Source organism: Acidiphilium sp. 20-67-58 (assembly GCF_002255515.1).
Taxonomy (GTDB): Bacteria; Pseudomonadota; Alphaproteobacteria; order Acetobacterales; family Acetobacteraceae; genus Acidiphilium.
Genome location: NZ_NCAS01000018.1, coordinates 62,581 through 78,714, shown reverse-complemented (window position 1 = coordinate 78,714; position 16,134 = coordinate 62,581). Strand labels below are relative to the sequence as shown.

13 protein-coding genes are annotated in these 16,134 nt (G+C 68.5%); 9 read left to right on the top strand and 4 right to left on the bottom strand.

All coding sequences use genetic code 11. The features are described from left to right. Positions 1-169 precede the first annotated feature (169 nt). Positions 170-673: an OmpA family protein gene (locus B7Z76_RS08960; RefSeq protein ID WP_174503734.1), complete on the bottom strand. Its 504-nt coding sequence runs from the start codon at positions 671-673 to the stop codon at positions 170-172. Positions 674-1,567: 894 nt separating this feature from the next. Between B7Z76_RS08960 and pheS the strand changes: the two genes are divergently transcribed. Together pheS and pheT are read left to right on the top strand one after the other, a co-directional pair. Continuing rightward, positions 1,568-2,641 carry a phenylalanine--tRNA ligase subunit alpha gene (gene pheS / locus B7Z76_RS08955; protein ID WP_174503733.1) on the top strand — a complete coding sequence of 358 codons (1,074 nt, stop codon included), beginning with the start codon at positions 1,568-1,570 and terminating at the stop codon, positions 2,639-2,641. Further along, on the top strand, positions 2,638-5,121 hold the full coding sequence (pheT, locus tag B7Z76_RS08950; protein ID WP_291343454.1) for a phenylalanine--tRNA ligase subunit beta: 2,484 nt from the start codon (positions 2,638-2,640) through the stop codon (positions 5,119-5,121). Before pheS ends, pheT begins: the two co-directional genes overlap by 4 nt. A 102-nt stretch (positions 5,122-5,223) precedes the next feature. Here pheT and B7Z76_RS08945 read toward each other — a convergent pair whose 3' ends face one another. Both B7Z76_RS08945 and B7Z76_RS08940 read right to left on the bottom strand, forming a co-directional pair. Then, positions 5,224-5,925 carry a hypothetical protein gene (locus B7Z76_RS08945; RefSeq protein ID WP_236656367.1) on the bottom strand — a complete coding sequence of 234 codons (702 nt, stop codon included), beginning with the start codon at positions 5,923-5,925 and terminating at the stop codon, positions 5,224-5,226. Continuing rightward, complete coding sequence (locus B7Z76_RS08940; protein ID WP_236656366.1) at positions 5,922-6,887, bottom strand: Hsp33 family molecular chaperone HslO; 966 nt, start codon at positions 6,885-6,887, stop codon at positions 5,922-5,924. The genes B7Z76_RS08945 and B7Z76_RS08940 overlap by 4 nt, the downstream gene beginning before the upstream one ends. A 145-nt stretch (positions 6,888-7,032) precedes the next feature. Here B7Z76_RS08940 and rfaE1 point away from each other — a divergent pair, with 145 nt between their 5' ends. The 7 genes from rfaE1 to B7Z76_RS08905 all read left to right on the top strand — a co-directional run bounded on the left by rfaE1 (position 7,033) and on the right by B7Z76_RS08905 (position 15,507). Further along, on the top strand, positions 7,033-8,493 hold the full coding sequence (rfaE1, locus tag B7Z76_RS08935) for a D-glycero-beta-D-manno-heptose-7-phosphate kinase (protein WP_291343451.1): 1,461 nt from the start codon (positions 7,033-7,035) through the stop codon (positions 8,491-8,493). A 30-nt stretch (positions 8,494-8,523) separates the two neighbouring features. After that, complete coding sequence (locus B7Z76_RS08930) at positions 8,524-9,636, top strand: four-carbon acid sugar kinase family protein (RefSeq protein ID WP_291343449.1); 1,113 nt, start codon at positions 8,524-8,526, stop codon at positions 9,634-9,636. 66 nt (positions 9,637-9,702) lie between these two features. Continuing rightward, the gene (pdxA, locus tag B7Z76_RS08925; RefSeq protein WP_236656364.1) at positions 9,703-10,773 is read left to right on the top strand and encodes a 4-hydroxythreonine-4-phosphate dehydrogenase PdxA; all 1,071 of its coding nucleotides are present in this window, start codon (positions 9,703-9,705) and stop codon (positions 10,771-10,773) included. Positions 10,774-10,875: 102 nt separating this feature from the next. After that, positions 10,876-11,967, top strand: a complete 1,092-nt coding sequence (locus B7Z76_RS08920; RefSeq protein ID WP_174503728.1) for a substrate-binding domain-containing protein — start codon at positions 10,876-10,878, stop codon at positions 11,965-11,967. Between the two features lie 33 nt (positions 11,968-12,000). Continuing rightward, positions 12,001-13,569: a sugar ABC transporter ATP-binding protein gene (locus B7Z76_RS08915; RefSeq protein ID WP_291343446.1), complete on the top strand. Its 1,569-nt coding sequence runs from the start codon at positions 12,001-12,003 to the stop codon at positions 13,567-13,569. Beyond that, positions 13,556-14,560, top strand: a complete 1,005-nt coding sequence (locus B7Z76_RS08910; protein WP_291343444.1) for an ABC transporter permease — start codon at positions 13,556-13,558, stop codon at positions 14,558-14,560. The genes B7Z76_RS08915 and B7Z76_RS08910 overlap by 14 nt, the downstream gene beginning before the upstream one ends. After that, positions 14,557-15,507 carry an ABC transporter permease gene (locus tag B7Z76_RS08905; RefSeq protein WP_291343443.1) on the top strand — a complete coding sequence of 317 codons (951 nt, stop codon included), beginning with the start codon at positions 14,557-14,559 and terminating at the stop codon, positions 15,505-15,507. Before B7Z76_RS08910 ends, B7Z76_RS08905 begins: the two co-directional genes overlap by 4 nt. A 109-nt stretch (positions 15,508-15,616) precedes the next feature. Here the strand turns inward: B7Z76_RS08905 and B7Z76_RS08900 are convergent, their stop codons facing one another. After that, positions 15,617-16,102: a hypothetical protein gene (locus B7Z76_RS08900; RefSeq protein WP_291343441.1), complete on the bottom strand. Its 486-nt coding sequence runs from the start codon at positions 16,100-16,102 to the stop codon at positions 15,617-15,619. Positions 16,103-16,134 lie beyond the last annotated feature (32 nt).

Sequence of the window (16,134 nt, the reverse complement as noted above, 5' to 3'; positions counted from 1 at the left end):
CGGTTTCCTCGTTCGACGAGACGCGCCGAATCGCGCCCCCGACGCAATGTAGTGTGCTCGGCCGCATCGTTGAAGCGCCGGCCGGCGGAAAGCAAATCGGCGGCTCGGGTTGATCGAGCCGCCGATCGGTCACGTCATGCGGTCAGGGGCAAGCCCCCGAGCGACATGTTCAGTGGCAATGCTGCGGGTTGAAGCCCTGCACCGAAGTGATCGCCACGCGGTCCTGCGCGTAATCCTGCTGGGTGTTGCCCGGCGAGACCAGGCACGACTTGCCATAGGAGATCGTGCGGATGCGGGAGGCGGCGACGCCCTTGGCAACCAGGTAATTGCGGGCGGCATGGGCGCGGCGGGCGCCGAGCGCGAGGTTGTAGGTTTCCGTGCCGCGCGGGTCGGCGTTGCCGGCGATCAGAACGTCGACATTCGGATACTTCGCAAGCCAGCTGGCCTGACGGTCGAGCGTCGACTTGTCGGCGCCGGTCAGGTTGGACTTGTTGAAGCCGAAGAAGGCACGATCGCCGACGTCGGCAACAAGCTGCTGCTCGCTGCCCGGCGCGGGGCCGGACTGAGCGGCGGTCGTGCCAGAGCCGGTTGCCATGGACTGGGTCTTGGGGGCGTTGGAGCACGCCGCAAGCAGGGCAACAGCCGCAAGCGCGCCCAGAGCTTTGATATTCATGTTTACCGTCCCGATGTTGGGTGCCTGTATGACACACCGGCGCCATGCCGATGCGTTGAAACCGATAGCCTGAACTTCTAGCCAGACGTGTTGGCCATACACCCACCGCGTGGCCTCACCCGTTGGCGGGCGGCGTTCGGTGGGTATTCTGGACAACCGACGAACCCGGCCGGACCGATGTATCGGTCTGACCAGAACGTGTTACTTCATCTATTCGGATTGTGCCGGCCGTTCAAGCGGACTTTTGGCGTCATACCGCCCACCAGCCCTGTCGGCGTGTCATTCGCCAGCAACGCGACTTTTTTGACACATTACAGCCCGGATTCGGTTTTTACAGCCCTGCATCCCGATCGTTTCCATTTTGCAATCGTTTCTTAACTTTCCTGCAGTATGCACGTGAATTGAGGCCGCTGGTCTCCGTTTCCTCCCTGATGGCTGGCCACATGCCAGCTTCACCTCGAGCGTGATCGGCACTAACGATCACGCTCCTTTTTTAAAAAATTGAGACGGAATATCTTTTTAAGGAAAAATTATTATTATTAATACGTATAACGTTCTATATACTACCTATAGTTTGTAGATTGTAACGATTTCATATTATACTCACCGTGCAGACAAAAAATTACGGCGATCCACCGTCTCGGCTTTGGGTTTTTTGAGATGCCTGGCTTCGAAAACCAGGTAAGTCATCGCAAGGAATAACCTTGCCCCTACCGACGACCGCGTGGCTCGGGTTTATAAGACTAGGTTCGAATACATCTTCGTTTTTGACACAAGATTTTGATCCAGTAGCTGAAAACCTCCGGACATGGTCCGGAGGTTTTTTTATCGGCACACGGTTTCCAGCCACTGCGTTTGCTTGACATTTCGCCCGCTTCACGCTCCCTGCCGGCCATGTCCGACGATCTGCCGACCATCGAATCCCAGGCCCGCTCAGCCATCGCCGCCGCTGGCGATCTCGCGGCGCTCGACGCAATCCGCATCGCCCTGCTCGGCAAGACCGGTCAGGTCACCGCCCTGCTCAAGACGCTGGGCAGCCTGACGCCGGATGAGCGCAAGCGCTTCGGCGCCGAGGTGAACACGCTCAAGACCGCCATCGCCGCTGCACTCGATGCGCGCCGGGCGGTGCTGGAGGCCGAAGCCCTCACCGCGCGCCTCGCCGCCGAGCGCATCGACGTCACCCTTCCCGGCCGGCCCGAGCGCGCCGGCACGATCCACCCGATCTCGCGGACGATGGAGGAACTCACCGCCCTGTTCGGCGCCATGGGCTTCGGCGTGAAGGAAGGGCCGGATATCGAGGATGACTGGCACAATTTCGGCGCGCTCAACATCCCCTCGCACCACCCGGCGCGGGCGATGATGGACACGTTCTATCTCGACGCGGCGGCCGGCAGCCGACCGGTCGTGCTGCGCACCCACACCTCGCCGCTGCAGATCCGCACCATGCTGGCCGAGGCGCCGCCGATCCGCGTGATCGTGCCGGGCCGCACCTATCGTTCGGACCACGACGCCACGCACAGCCCGATGTTCCACCAGTGCGAGGGCCTGGTGATCGACCGCGGCATCACCCTCGCCCATCTCAAGGGCTGCCTGATCGACTTCCTGCGCGCCTTCTTCGAGCGGCCGGACCTCAAGGCGCGCTTCCGCTCCAGCTATTTCCCCTTCACCGAACCCTCGATGGAGGTCGACATCGCCTGGGACCGGAAGTCCGGCGAGATCGGCGCGGGCAGCGACTGGCTGGAAATCCTCGGTGCCGGCATGATCCATCCCAACGTGCTGGCGAATTGCGGGCTCGACCCGCGTGAATTCCAGGGCTTCGCCTTCGGCATGGGGGTCGAGCGCATCACCATGCTCAAGCACGGCATCCCGGACCTTCGCACCTTTTATGAGAGCGACGTGCGCTGGCTCGCGCATTACGGCACCTCGCCGCTGGCGCCGGTGACCCTGCACGAAGGGGACGCACGATGAAATTCACCCTCTCCTGGCTGAAGACGCATCTTGACACCGATGCCTCGCTCGATGCCATCGCCGAAACCCTGTCCGCCATCGGGCTGGAGGTTGAGAGCATCGCCGATCGCGGCGCGAGCCTCGCCCCCTTCCGCATCGCCCGGGTGATCGAGGCGACGCAGCACCCGAATGCGGACCGGCTGCGGGTCTGCCGCGTCGATCCCGGCGACGGCGCCGAGGTCACGGTGGTCTGCGGCGCGCCGAATGCGCGCACCGGCATGCGCGCCGTCTTCGCGCCGCCGGGCAGTTTCGTGCCGGGCACCGGGATCACGCTCAAGGTCGGCGAGATTCGGGGCGTTCCCTCGGCCGGGATGCTGGTGTCCGAGCGCGAACTCGGCCTTGGCGACAGCCATGACGGCATCATCGACCTGCCGGACGACGCGCCGGTGGGCACGCCCTATGCGAACTGGGCGGGGCTCGACGATCCGGTGATCGAGATCGGCGTCACACCCAATCGCGGCGATGCCTTCGCGGTGCGTGGCGTTGCGCGCGATCTCGCCGCCGCCGGGCTCGGCACGCTGAAGCCCTGGGCGCCGCCGCCGGTCGCCGCCGCCGGGGCCAGCGCGATCGCCTGGCAGAATACCTATCCGGAGGCCTGCCCCTGGGTGGTCGGGCGCACCGTCCGCGGCGTGCGCAACGGCGAAAGCCCGGACTGGCTGAAGCGCCGCCTCGAATCGGTCGGGCTGCGGCCGATCAACGCGCTGGTCGACATCACCAATTTCTTCACCATCGATCTCGGCCGGCCACTGCATGTGTTCGACGTCGGCAAGATTGCCGGCGACGCCCTCACCTTGCGGCGCGGCGCGGGGGAGAGCTTCCGCGGCCTGCACGGCAAGGACGTGACCGCGACGGCGGATGACTGCGTCATCGCCGATGCGGCCGGCGCGCAGTCGCTCGCCGGGATCGTCGGCGGCGAGGCGACGGGGTGCGACGAGACGACGCGGGACGTGTTCATCGAATGCGCCCTGTTCGACCGGGTGCGGATCGCCCTCACCGGCCAGCGGACCGGCATCCATTCCGACGCGCGGCAGCGCTTCGAGCGCGGCATCGATTTCGCGCTGCTGCCCGCCGCCCTCGATGCGGCGACCGCGATGGTGATCGAGCTTTGCGGCGGCACCGCCTCGGAGATCACCGAGGCGGGAGCGCAGCCGGACTGGCAGCGCTCCGCGACAATGCGCTTCGAGCGCCTCGCCAATTTCGGCCACTCGACCGTCACACCCGATCGCGCCGTGGACATCCTCGACCGGCTCGGCTTTGCCGGCATCGCCCGCGATGCGGCGTCGATCACGGTCGCGGTGCCGAGCTGGCGCAATGACATCGCGGCGGCGGACCTGCCCGGCGGCAGCGCGCTCGACCAGCATGGCGGCCTTGCCGCGGCGACCGCCGAGGCCGCGCGGCTCGGCGCACGGACGATCGAGCCGGAGGTCGACCTGATCGAGGAAGTGCTGCGGATCGACGGGCTGGACCGGATCGAGCCGGTCTCGCTTCCGGGCGCAGCACCGGTGCCCGCGGCCTCGCTCACCCCGCGGCAGGCCCGCACGGTGCGTGCCCGCCGCGTGCTCGCCGCGCGCGGCATGGCCGAATGCGTGACGTTCAGCTTCCTCGACCGCGCGACCGCCGCCCGCTTCGGCGCGACACCCGCCATGCTCGCGCTGAAAAACCCGATCGCCGCCGATCTCGACCAGATGCGGCCGACCCCGCTGGCCACCATCGCCCTCGCCGCCGCGCGCAACGCCGCCCGCGGCCATGGCGACCTCGCGCTGTTCGAGATCGGCCCGGCCTATCGCGATGTCTCGCCAGACGGGCAGGATCTCGTTGCCGCGGGGCTGCGCGCCGGGCGGACGCCGCTGTCCTGGATCGAACCGGCGAGGCCGGTCGATCTGTGGGATGCGAGGGCGGATGCCATCGCCGTGCTCGGCGAGCTTGGCGTCCCGCTCGATGCGGTGACGGTGACGGCCGATGCGCCGGCGCATTATCACCCGGGCCGCTCGGGCACGCTGCGGCAGGGGCCGAAGACCCGGCTCGGCTGGTTCGGCGCGCTGCATCCTTCCCTCTGCGCCGATCTCGACCTGCCGGAAGGCAGCGTGGCGTTCGAGCTCGATCTCGGCGCGATCGCCGATCCGAAGCGGCGGCGCAAGGCCGCGCCGTCGCTGCCGCAGTTCCAGCCGCTCCGCCGCGACTTCGCCTTCATCGCCGATGCCACGGTGGCAGCCGATGCGGTGCTGCGCGCGGCGAAGGGGGCCGAGCGCAGCCTGATCACCAATGTCGCGCTGTTCGACCGCTATGCCGGCGAGAAACTGCCGGAAGGGAAGGTCTCGCTCGCCGTTTCGGTCACGCTGCAACCGCGCGAGGCGAGCCTCACGGATGCGGAGATCGAGGCGGTTTCGGCGAAGATCGTCGCGGCGGTGACCAAGGCGACCGGGGCGACGCTGCGGAGCTGATCGCCCGCCCCTCGATCGCCTGCCCCTGAAATTCACCCTCGCATTTCAGGGGCGCACGGATCGCCGGTTTCGGTTGCGGGTTCCGCGCCGGGCGGCCTTCGGCTATCGCGCCATACCGGTTGGCAGGCTCGTCGGCTGTGCGCCGGTATCCTGCGCACCGGTATCTGGCGTGCCGGTAGCCGGAACGGGCAAGGGGTTCGCCTGGATTCCCTGATCCGCCGAATAGGGCTGCGCCACCGCGCCGCCGGCGCCCGAGTTTGGCGCGAAGGCCAGCCAGTCCGGCAGGGTGCGCTGGATCTGGTATTGCAGCTCGACATTCATGCTGTTCATCATCGATTTCGTCAGGTCGTAGAGCGCGGCGCGCATGCGGTCCGGCGTTTCATTGGCGGGGGCCGTCACGCTGTGGGAGATCGTGGCCTCGGCATAGCCGACGCGCTGGCCGTTGCTGGTGCGGACGTTGAGATCCACCGTCATGGTGCCGACGAGCGTATCGCCGACCTGGCGGAGCGAGGCCTGGCGGATGACGAAGGCGGCCGATCCGGGGCTGCCATTCGCCACCAGCCGCTCCCGCGCCATCCGCTCCAGCACGCGGGCCGGCGCTTCCGGCGCCTGCTCGATCACCTGCGCGGCATCGGGCCCGGGCTGGTAATCGTCACGGATCTGGATACTGGCCACCTTGAGGGTGATCGGCGGCAGATAGGCGTAGTCGAGCCGGGCAAAACTGGTCTGCGGCGGCGGCTCGCTCGCGCAGGCCGAGAGAGCGAGCGGCAGGATGACGAGCCCGGCCAGAATGCGGCGCTTCATGATACGCCTCCCTCGCCACCGGCTGGTGCCGCGACGCTGATCTCGCCGCGTGGAAAACGGAAATCGACATTGCAGAATTCGCAGGTCATCGTGATGTCCCCGTCGATGGTCATGTGATCGAGATCGTCTCCGGAAAAGCCGCACAGCACTTCCGAGAGGCGGGCGCGCGAACACCGGCAGCCATAGGCGAGCGGCCGCGGCCGGTCGACCGCGATGCCCTCGCCATGAAACAGCCGGTAGAGCAGCCGCTCGGGCGGCAGCGCATCGTCGAGCAATTCGGCGTCGGTGATGGTGGCGGCGAGGATTTTCGCGGTCCGCCACGCCTCCTCCTGCTCGGCCTCGCTCAGGGCGGGGTCGATCCCGCCCGCGCCGGCGATCCGCTCGATCACGAGGGCCGCGGCGCGCCAACCGGAAGGCGTTTCGGCGGCGGCGAGGTGGATCTGGCAGGGAAGCTGCTCGGATGTCTCGAAATAGTGATGCGCCATGTCGGACAGGCTTTGCCCCTCGAGCGAGACGATGCCCTGATGGCGCTCCATATCCGGCCCCTGGTCGACGGTGAAGGCCAGATAGCCATCGCCCATCATCCCGCGGGCGGTCGGCGCCTCATCCGGCAGGCCGACATCCTCGGACAGGCGGGCATAGCCGCGCAGGGCGCCGCTATCGGTGCAGTCGGCCAGCAGCAGCGGCACCGCGCCGTCGCCCTTCGCCTGGAGCGAAAAACTGCCGGAGAATTTCAGCGCGGTGGCAAGGCTGGCGACGAGCGCCAGCGCCTCGCCCAGCAGCGCGCGGACCGGCGGGGCATGGTCGTGCCTGTTGAGCAGCGCGTCGGCGAGCGGGCCGAGCCGGACGAGACGGCCGCGAACCGGCTGATTTGGCAGGAAAAACGGTGTAACGCCCCGCGGGACGACGATATCGGGGACGTCGGGTCGGGTGCGGTCGAGAAAAGGGGGCAGATCGGTCATGGCTGTTAAATAGAGGCGTTGCGCCGATTTTGCCATTGCCGCGCGGTTGGCCCCTGAAGGCCGGCGCCATGCCGCTCAACGCGGTGTCATGAGGATTGCACGAAACCGCTTGCCGGCCGGCGCCGGCCAAGCTAGCGAGAGAGTCATGTCGGAACATGTTGGGTATGATCTGATCTCGGCGATCCGGGGTCTGGCGCGGGCGAACGTTCTGGTGGTGGGCGACCTGATGCTCGACCGCTATGCCTATGGCCGCGTCGAGCGGATCAGCCCGGAAGCCCCGGTGCCGATCCTGACGGTGACGCGGGAAATCGCGATGCCGGGCGGGGCGGGCAACGTCGTGCGCAATCTCACCGCCCTCGATGCCGCGGCGGCGTTCGTCTCCGTGGTGGGGGACGACCAGGAAGGCTCCGACCTCACCGCGCTGATCGGCGGGCAGCCGAATGTGGAGCCGTGGCTGCTGGTGGAGACCGGCCGGGCGACAACGGTGAAGACGCGCTACATCGCCGCCGGCCAGCACCTGATCCGGGCCGATCGCGAACTGGCGGCGCCGCTGCCTGAAAAACTCGGCGACAGGCTGCTCAAGATCGCCTCCGATGCGATGGCGGCAACCTCGGTCACCGTCCTGTCGGACTATCGCAAGGGGGTGCTCGCGCCCGCGATCTGCCGCAACCTGATCGCCAGCGCCCGCTCGATCGGGCGGATGCTGATCGTCGATCCCAAGGGGGCGGACTGGTCGCATTATGCCGGGGCCGACGTGATAACCCCGAACCGCCGCGAACTCGCCGAGGCAACGGGAAGCGATGTCTCGACGGAGGCCGCGATCGTGGCGGCGGCGCGCGAGGCGATCGGCCGGTTCGGGTTCGGCGCCGTGCTGTGCACGCGCTCGGAGGATGGCATGAGCCTCGTCACCGCCGATACGGTCAGGCATTATCCGGCGGAGGCCTCCGAAGTCTATGACGTCTCCGGCGCGGGGGATACGGTCGTCGCCGTGCTCGCGGCCGGGCTCGCAAGCGGCCTCGACCTCGATGTGGCGGCAAGGCTCTCCAACATCGCGGGCGGCCTGGTCGTCGGCAAGGTCGGCACCGCCGTGGCCCGCCCCAACGACCTGATGGACGCGGTGAAACCGGCATCCGGGGCGCTGCGCAAGGTGGTGACCCGGCAGGTTGCCGCCGAGGCGGCGGAACGCTGGCGGCAGCGCGGCTGGCGGGTCGGCTTCACCAATGGCTGTTTCGACCTGCTGCATCCCGGTCATGTCCATCTGCTCGAACAGGCCCGCGCCGGATGCGACCGGCTGATCGTCGGCATCAACGCCGACAGCTCGGTGCACCGCCTCAAGGGGCCGACCCGTCCGGTCCAGCCGGAAGCGGCCCGCGCCGCGGTCCTGGCGTCGCTGGCGAGCGTCGATCTCGTGGTGATCTTCGAGGAGGACACGCCGCTCGACCTGCTTTCGGTCATCCGGCCGGACGTGCTGGTGAAAGGCGCGGACTATACGCACGACACCGTGGTGGGCGCCCGCGAGGTAGAGTCATGGGGCGGGCGCGTGATGCTCGCCGAACTCCTGCCCGGCCATTCCACCACGGCAACGGTCACCCGCCTGCGCGGCTGAACGCCGGAGCGATGCGCGGGAGGGGCCAGGATGACATCCATACGCCTTGTCGCCGATGACCTGACCGGCGCGCTGGATGCGGCGGTGCAGTTCACGGTCCTCGATCGTGATCTTGCGGTCCTGCTCGATGCGAAGACCCGCGGCGCAGTGCCCGCCAGCGCCGCGATCAGCACCAATGCGCGGGATCTGGACGCCGCTGCGGCAGCCACGCGGATGGACGGCGCGGCCGGCTTCCTCGCGGGGGCCGAACTCAGGTTCCTGAAGATCGACAGCCTGCTGCGCGGGCACTGGCCGGAGGCCATCGCGATGGCGCTGCGGGCCGGGCCGGACCAGCTCTGCATTTTCGCGCCGGCCTTCCCTGCCCAGCAGCGGATCACGCGGGACGGGCGGCAATACGCCCCCCGCGCGGATGGCGCGCTCGTGCGGCTGGAGCGCAGTGCTGCGCATGAGCTTGCGAGGGTGGGGCTTCGCACCGCGCACATACCGGCAGGGGTTGCGGCCGATGCCGGCCTCGCCGCCGCGCCGGGGACGGTGCTGGTCTGCGATGCGATCGAACAGGACGATCTGGACCGGCTCGTCGCCGCAGCACGGAGAGACGGCCCACCGATCCTCTGGTGCGGCAGCGCCGGTCTCGCCCGCGCGCTCGCGGGGCGCGCGCCGCCGGTGATCGTGCCGCGCCCCGGGCTGCGGCTGGTGATCATCGGCTCGAACCATTGTGTGACGCGCGGGCAGATCGCCGCGGTTCCGGCAGCGGCGGCGGCACGGATACCGCTCGGGGAGGATGCGGAACGGGCGGCCCTTCGCATTGCGGCCAGCCTTGAGCATGGCAATTGCATCGTCACACCGGGGCTGCCCGACGGATTGGCCGCCGATGCCGCCGCCGCCGCCATCGAGGCCCGCCTGCGCGCGACCCTGCCGAGGCTGGCGAAACCCGCCGAGATCGTCGTGATCGGTGGCGAAACGCTCGACGCGGTATGCAGGGCCGTCGGAGCGGACGCCCTGCATCCGGGCGGCGAGATCGTGTCCGGCGTGCCGGTTTCCCGGATGATCGGCGGCGCGTGGGACGGGACCACGCTGATCTCGCGGTCGGGCGCCTTCGGCGGGCCGGATTTCCTCGCCCGCCTGCTCGCCGCCGACGCGTGAACCGGAGGCAACGGCCGGGCCGCGATTGTTGACAGCACAACCGCGCTGGATCATGGTAGCGCTGTCATGATGTCTGGGGGCTGGCCGGTGGGCGTTGCGCGTATCGCGATCACGATGGGTGATCCGGCCGGGATCGGTCCGGAAATCGTTGCCAGGGCGGCGGCACGGCTGCAGGGGCGAATCGCCACCGGCGACTTGTCCCTCGTGGTGACCGGATCGGCGCGCAGCCTTGCGGAGGCCTGCGAGCGGCTGAACCTGCACCCGCCTTTCGAGACCCTGCCGGCCGACCGCGCGGGGGGCGCGCTGCCGCCTTTGGCCGTGGTGGAGGCGGGGCCGGACGCCGCCGGCATCGTCCCCGGCAAGGTATCGGCGGTGGCGGGCGAAATCGCCTACCAGTCCATCGCGCTCGCCGTGCGGATGGCCATGGCGGGGCAGGTCGATGCGATCTGCACCGCGCCGATCAACAAGGAAGCGCTCAACCTCGCCGGCCATCACTATGGCGGCCACACCGAGCTTCTCGCCGACCTGACCGGGGCGCGCAACTCGGTGATGTTGCTGGTTCACGGCAACATGCGGGTGAGCCATGTCTGCACCCATGTCGCGCTGCGGGACGTGCCGGGGCGGCTGACCCGGGAGCGGCTGCGCCAGGTGGTCGAACTGACATCGGGGGCGCTGCACCTTCTGGGCATCGCCCGGCCGCGGATCGCCATTGCCGCGCTCAACCCCCATGCCGGCGAGAACGGGCTGTTCGGCCGGGAAGACATCGACATCACCACTCCGGCGATCGAGGAGATGCGCCGCGACGGCCACGACCTGACCGGGCCGGTTCCGGGCGATACCGTGTTCGTCAAGCTGCGCGCCGGCCAGTTCGACGCCGTCGTCGCGATGTATCACGACCAGGGGCACATTCCGGTCAAGCTGCTGGGGTTCTCGGTCGACCCCGCGACCGGCGAATGGCAGGCCCTGAGCGGCGTGAACGTGACGCTCGGCCTGCCGATCATCCGCACCTCGGTCGATCACGGAACCGCATTCGACATTGCCGGCAAGGGGATCGCCAGCGAGCAGAGCCTGATCGAGGCGATCGACTGCGCGATGCAGCTCTCCCGCGGCCGGCAGGAAGCCGGCGCGGAGGCATGACGAGGCCGCAACGCCGCCGCACACCGGTCAAGGCCAACCCATCAACGACCAACCGGCCCGCCACGGGAACACCCCGGGCAGCCAGACAGGGAGGATAACAACATGCGTCATTCCATCGTTTCCGCTCTTGCCGCGGCGACCATGCTCGCCGCGACGGGCACCGCCGCCGCCGACAGCCTCGTCGCGCCGAAAAGCCTCGCCGCCTGCTTCGTCCCGCAGACGGCAGCGACGCCGATGGTCACGGCCAAGGCGAAGCACGGGCCCTACAAGATCGCGTTCAGCAACTCGTATTACGGCAACAACTGGCGCACCGAGATGCTGAACATCGCCCGCGCCTATGTGAAGCAGCCGGCGGTTGCGAAATACATCTCGAAATTCGAGATCCAGAACGCCGGCAACAACGTCGCCCAGCAGGTCGCACAGATTCGCCAGATGATCCTGAGCGGATACAACGCCATCGTCGTCGATGCCGCATCGCCCTCCGGCCTGAACAGCGTCATCAACGAGGCGGTCAATCACGGCATCGTCGTCGTCGCCTTCGACAATACGGTGACGACCGACAAGGCGATCAACATCAACGAGGACCAGGCGGCGATGGGCCGCATGTGGGCGCAGTTCCTCACCAAGGAAACCGGCGGCAAGGGCAAGATCCTGATGGTCCGCGGCCTTGCCGGCACGACGGTCGACAATGACCAGGGCGACGGCGCCATGGCCGTGTTCAAGACAGCGGCGGGCCTCACGGTCAAGCAGGTCTATGGCAACTGGGATGTCGGGGTGAACCAGAAGGTCACCGCCGATGCGCTCTCGACCAGCCACGATGTCGCCGGCGTCTGGGGCACCGAAGGGGCCACCGGCGCGCTGCAGGCCTTCCTGCAGGTCAAGGCGAAGCTGGTGCCGATGACCAGCGAATCGGATAACGGCTTCATGAAGCTCGCGGTCGCACATCATGTCCCCGCGCTGGTCATCGGCCAGTCGCCGGCGCTGGCCGCCGCCGCCATCCGCGCGGCGATCGCCGCCCTCGACGGCCAGAGCCTGCCGCGCACCGCGAACATTCCGCTCAACCCGGTGACCACGGCGCAGATGAAGGCCGGCGTCAACTACTTCCCGAAACTGCCGAACAGCTTCGTCACCGATATCGACATTCCGCAATGCGGGGTGAAGATCCCGGTCGGCGCCGTGGTGCACGGCAGCTGAGCACGGCGGCGCAGGAACAAGAGGGCAGGGACGGTGCCGATTGCGGCTGACGGCGCCCGGCGGGCGGACGGCGCGGATGCTGCATCCGCGCCGACGCTGTCGGCAGTCGGCCTGTCCAAGCGTTTCGGCGGCGTCGTCGCGCTGCGGCGGGCCGATCTCGCGCTCTATCCGGGCGAGGTTCACGCCTTGCTCGGCGCGAACGGCGCCGGCAAGAGCACGCTGGTCAAGCTGCTCGCGGGCATCGAGCAGCCGGATGAGGGCACGATCACCGTCGGCGGCACCGCCATGCGCTTCGCCAGCCCGCACGCCGCCCTCGCCGCCGGCATCGCCACCGTGCACCAGGAGCTGTCGCTCTTTCCGAGCCTGAGCGTTGCCGAGAACATCCTCATCGGCCAGGAAAAGCTGCGCGGCGGGCACTGGATCGACGCGGCGGCGATGCGCGAGCGGGCGCGGGACTTGCTGGAGATGCTGGGGGCGTCCGATATCGACCCCGATGCGACGGTGGGCGACCTGCCGCTGGCCCAGGCGCAGCTGGTCGAGATCGCAAAGGCGCTGTCGACCGATCCGCGCGTGCTGATCCTCGACGAGCCGACCTCAGCCCTCTCCATCGCCGAGGTCGACCACCTGATGACAGTCATCGAACGGCTGCGGGACCGTGGCACGGCCATCGTGCTGATCTCGCACCGGCTCGGCGAGATCGAGCGGCTGGCGGACCGCGTGTCCATCCTGCGCAGCGGCGAGAAGGTCGGCGAGTTTCCGCCCGGCGATTTCAGCCGCGACAAGGCGCTGGCCCTGATGCTGGGCGAGGCCTGGCAGGAGCGCCAGGGCGCCGCCGCCGCCTATGCCGGACGGCCGGACGACACGATCCTGCGCGTCGACGGCCTTACCCTTGCGCCGCACTTCACCGATATCGGCTTCGAGCTTCGCCGCGGCGAGGTGCTCGGCCTCGCCGGTCTCGAAGGCCAGGGCCAGAAGGAATTCCTGTTCGCCCTGTTCGGCCTGTTCCGCCGCGGGCTGGAGGGGATCATCGAGGTCGGCGGCAAGGCCTTGCGGCCGCGCCAGCCGCGCGATGCCATCGCGGCGGGGATCGCGATGATCCCGGATGACCGCAAGACGCTTGGCGGCTTTCTCGGCCTCAGCATCGCGGAAAACATCGCCATCACCATGCTCGGCGCGCTGCGCCGGGGTTTGCTGCTCAGCCGGCGCGCCGAGGCAGATCTCGTCGATGAATATGTCCGCCGCCTCGGCATCAAGTGTTCCAGCGGTGCGGCGCCGCTCGGCAGCCTGAGCGGCGGGAACCAGCAGAAGGTCGTCGTCGCCAAATGGCTGGCGCGGCGCATGCCGGTCTATGTGTTCTGCGACCCGACTCGGGGGGTGGATGCCGGGGCGCGGCGCGAGCTTTTCGGCGTGATCCGCGACCTCGCGGCGCAGGGCACCGCCGTGCTGTTCTACTCGACCGACATTTCGGAGTTTCCGCTGCTGTGCCACCGCGTTCTGGTCTTCCGCGAGGGCCGCGTTTCCGGATCGCTCGAAGGGGCGGCGATCACGGAGCAGAACATTCTCGATCTCTCCTTCCACGAGGCCGCGCATGAAGCCGCCTGAGACCGCGCGCCCCGCAGCACATCGCCGGCGCGGGCAGCTGGAGAAGCATCTGGGGCCGGTGTCCTGCGCCATCGGCCTTGCCGTGGTGATCGGGCTCTATGCGCTGCGCCAGCCGCTGATCCTCTCGCCCTTCGGCATCGCCAGCCTCGCCAATGTCTCGGTGCCGCTCGCCCTTGCCGCGATCGGCCAGACCATCGTGCTGCTCGGCGCCGGGCTCGACCTGTCGATCGGCGCGGAGATCACCCTGGTCAACTGCTTCGCGGCGACGACGATGCAGGGCAGCCCGCTCGGCATCGGCGGCATCGTCGTGCTGTCGCTGCTGATCGGGCTCGGGCTCGGCGCGGTGAACGGGCTGATCATCGCCTATGGGCGGGTGGAACCGCTGATCGCCACCTTCTGCACCTCGTTCATCTATGGCGGCGCGGCGCTGATCATCCTGCCGCGGCCGGGCGGGACGATTCCGGCCGGCTTCGCCAATGCGCTGACCGGGAACTGGGGCATATTGCCGTTCTCGCTGGTGCTGCTGGCGGCGGCGGTGCTGCTGGCCTGGATCCCGGTGTTCCGCGCCCGCCTCGGCCGCTTCATCGTCGCGGTCGGCGACGATGCCGAAAGCGCGCGCGTCTCCGGCCTGCCGGTGCGCCGCGTCGAAATGATCAGCTACGTGCTGGCCGGGCTGTTCGCCGCGATCGCCGCCCTGTTCCTCGCCGCCGAGACGACATCCGGCGACCCCACGATCGGCAGCATCTACACGCTGAACTCGCTGGCCGCCGCGGTGCTCGGCGGCGTTGCCCTCACCGGCGGGCGCGGCACGGTGGTCGGGCCGATCCTCGGCAGTTTCCTGCTCTCGATCATCCTCAACGCCCTTGGCGTCTTCAACGTCTCCGCCTTCTGGCAGGATTGCATCGAAGGACTGATCCTGATGACCGTCCTTGCCCTTGGCGGGCTGCGCCTGCTGCGCGGCGGCAACTGGCTCACGGTTCTACGGTCGTGACGGCGCTCTCCGGCATCGCGATCCGGCCGGCGGCGCGGCGGGCGCTGCTCGCCTATCTCATTCTCCTGCTGGTCTATGGCTGCGCCGTCGCGGTGAATCCCGAGTTCCTCGGCTGGGCAACGCTGCGGCTGCAACTCGTGCAGGCGACCTTCATCGGCCTGATCGCGATCGGCGAGACGCTCGCGATCCTGATCGGCCAGATCGACCTTTCGGTGCCGTGGACGATCACGTTCTCTGCCATCCTCAGCACCAACCTCGCCTCGGTCTACGGCCATCAATGGGTCGCCTTCGCGGTCGTCATCGCGATCGGCGTCGGGGTAGGGCTGCTGAACACGCTCGGCGTGTTCGTGCTGCGGGTGCACGCTCTGATCTGGACGCTCAGCGTCAACCTCCTGCTTCAGGGGGTCACGCTGGTCTATACCAATGCGGTCGCGCCGACGACCCATATTCCCGGCGCCGCGCGCGCCCTCGCACTCGGCAATGTGGGGAGCGTGCCGGCGGCGTTCCTGGTGTGGATTGCCTGCGGGGGCGCTGCCATCATCGCCTTGCGCAGGATGCCGTTCGGCCGCTCGGTCCATGCGATCGGCAACAGCCCGGCGACGGCGCTGCTCTCGGGCGTGCCGGTCGGGCGCGTGCATGCGCTGGTCTTCATCACCAGCGCGCTCTGCGCGGCCTTTGTCGGGCTGTTGCTGAGCGGCTATTCCTCGCAGGCCTATCTCGGCATGGGCAACGACTATCTGCTGCCGCCGATTGCCGCCGTGGTGATCGGCGGCACCCGGCTCTCCGGCGGCGAGGGCGGCTATGCCGGCAGCATCGCCGGCGCGCTCACCGTTGTCCTGCTTCAGGCCATCCTGGTGACGCTGAACATCTCCGAGGGCGCGCGCCAGCTGATCTTCGGCGCCATCCTGCTCGCGCTGGCGCTGCTGTTCCTGAAGCGCCGGTCATAGGGCACTTTCCGATCAGATGGGGTCATCTGATCGGATGATGCTCTAATTATCAATGAGATAGAGCACGTTCCGATCCAAAAGGATCGAAAAGTGCTCCAGATCCTCGCGGTCAGCGGCCGCCGCGCCCACCGCCGCCCATACCGCCGCTCCCCATGCCGCCGCCAATTCCGCCCATGCCGGTCCCGACGCCGCCGCCGGACATGCCGGGTGCGCCGCGTGTCTGCGACTGGGTTTGGGCCTGATCGCGGGCCTGGGCTCTCTCGCGCTCCTGGGCCCGCGCGTGTTCCTGCTCGCGCTCGCGGTCACGCTCGTGCAGGCGTTCCTGCTCGCGCGCACGGAGCCGCTCGGTCTCGGCGTCGTCCCTCTGGTGCAGCCGATCCTGCTGGCGCTCGCGCAGGCGCTGCTGGTCGAGCAGGCGCTGCTGGTCCCGCGTGCGGGTCTGATCCTGGGTGCGCAGCTGATCCTGGGTGCGGGTCTGGTCCTGGGCGCGGGCACGGCCGGCGGCGAGCGCGGCGAGGCCGGACGCGGTGAACACGAGAACGGCGCGGCGGGCCGGGCTGAACGATCCCGCGGAACGGGGACGATGGATGAACATGGCGACTGGTCTCCTCTGCCTGTGCGCTGCGC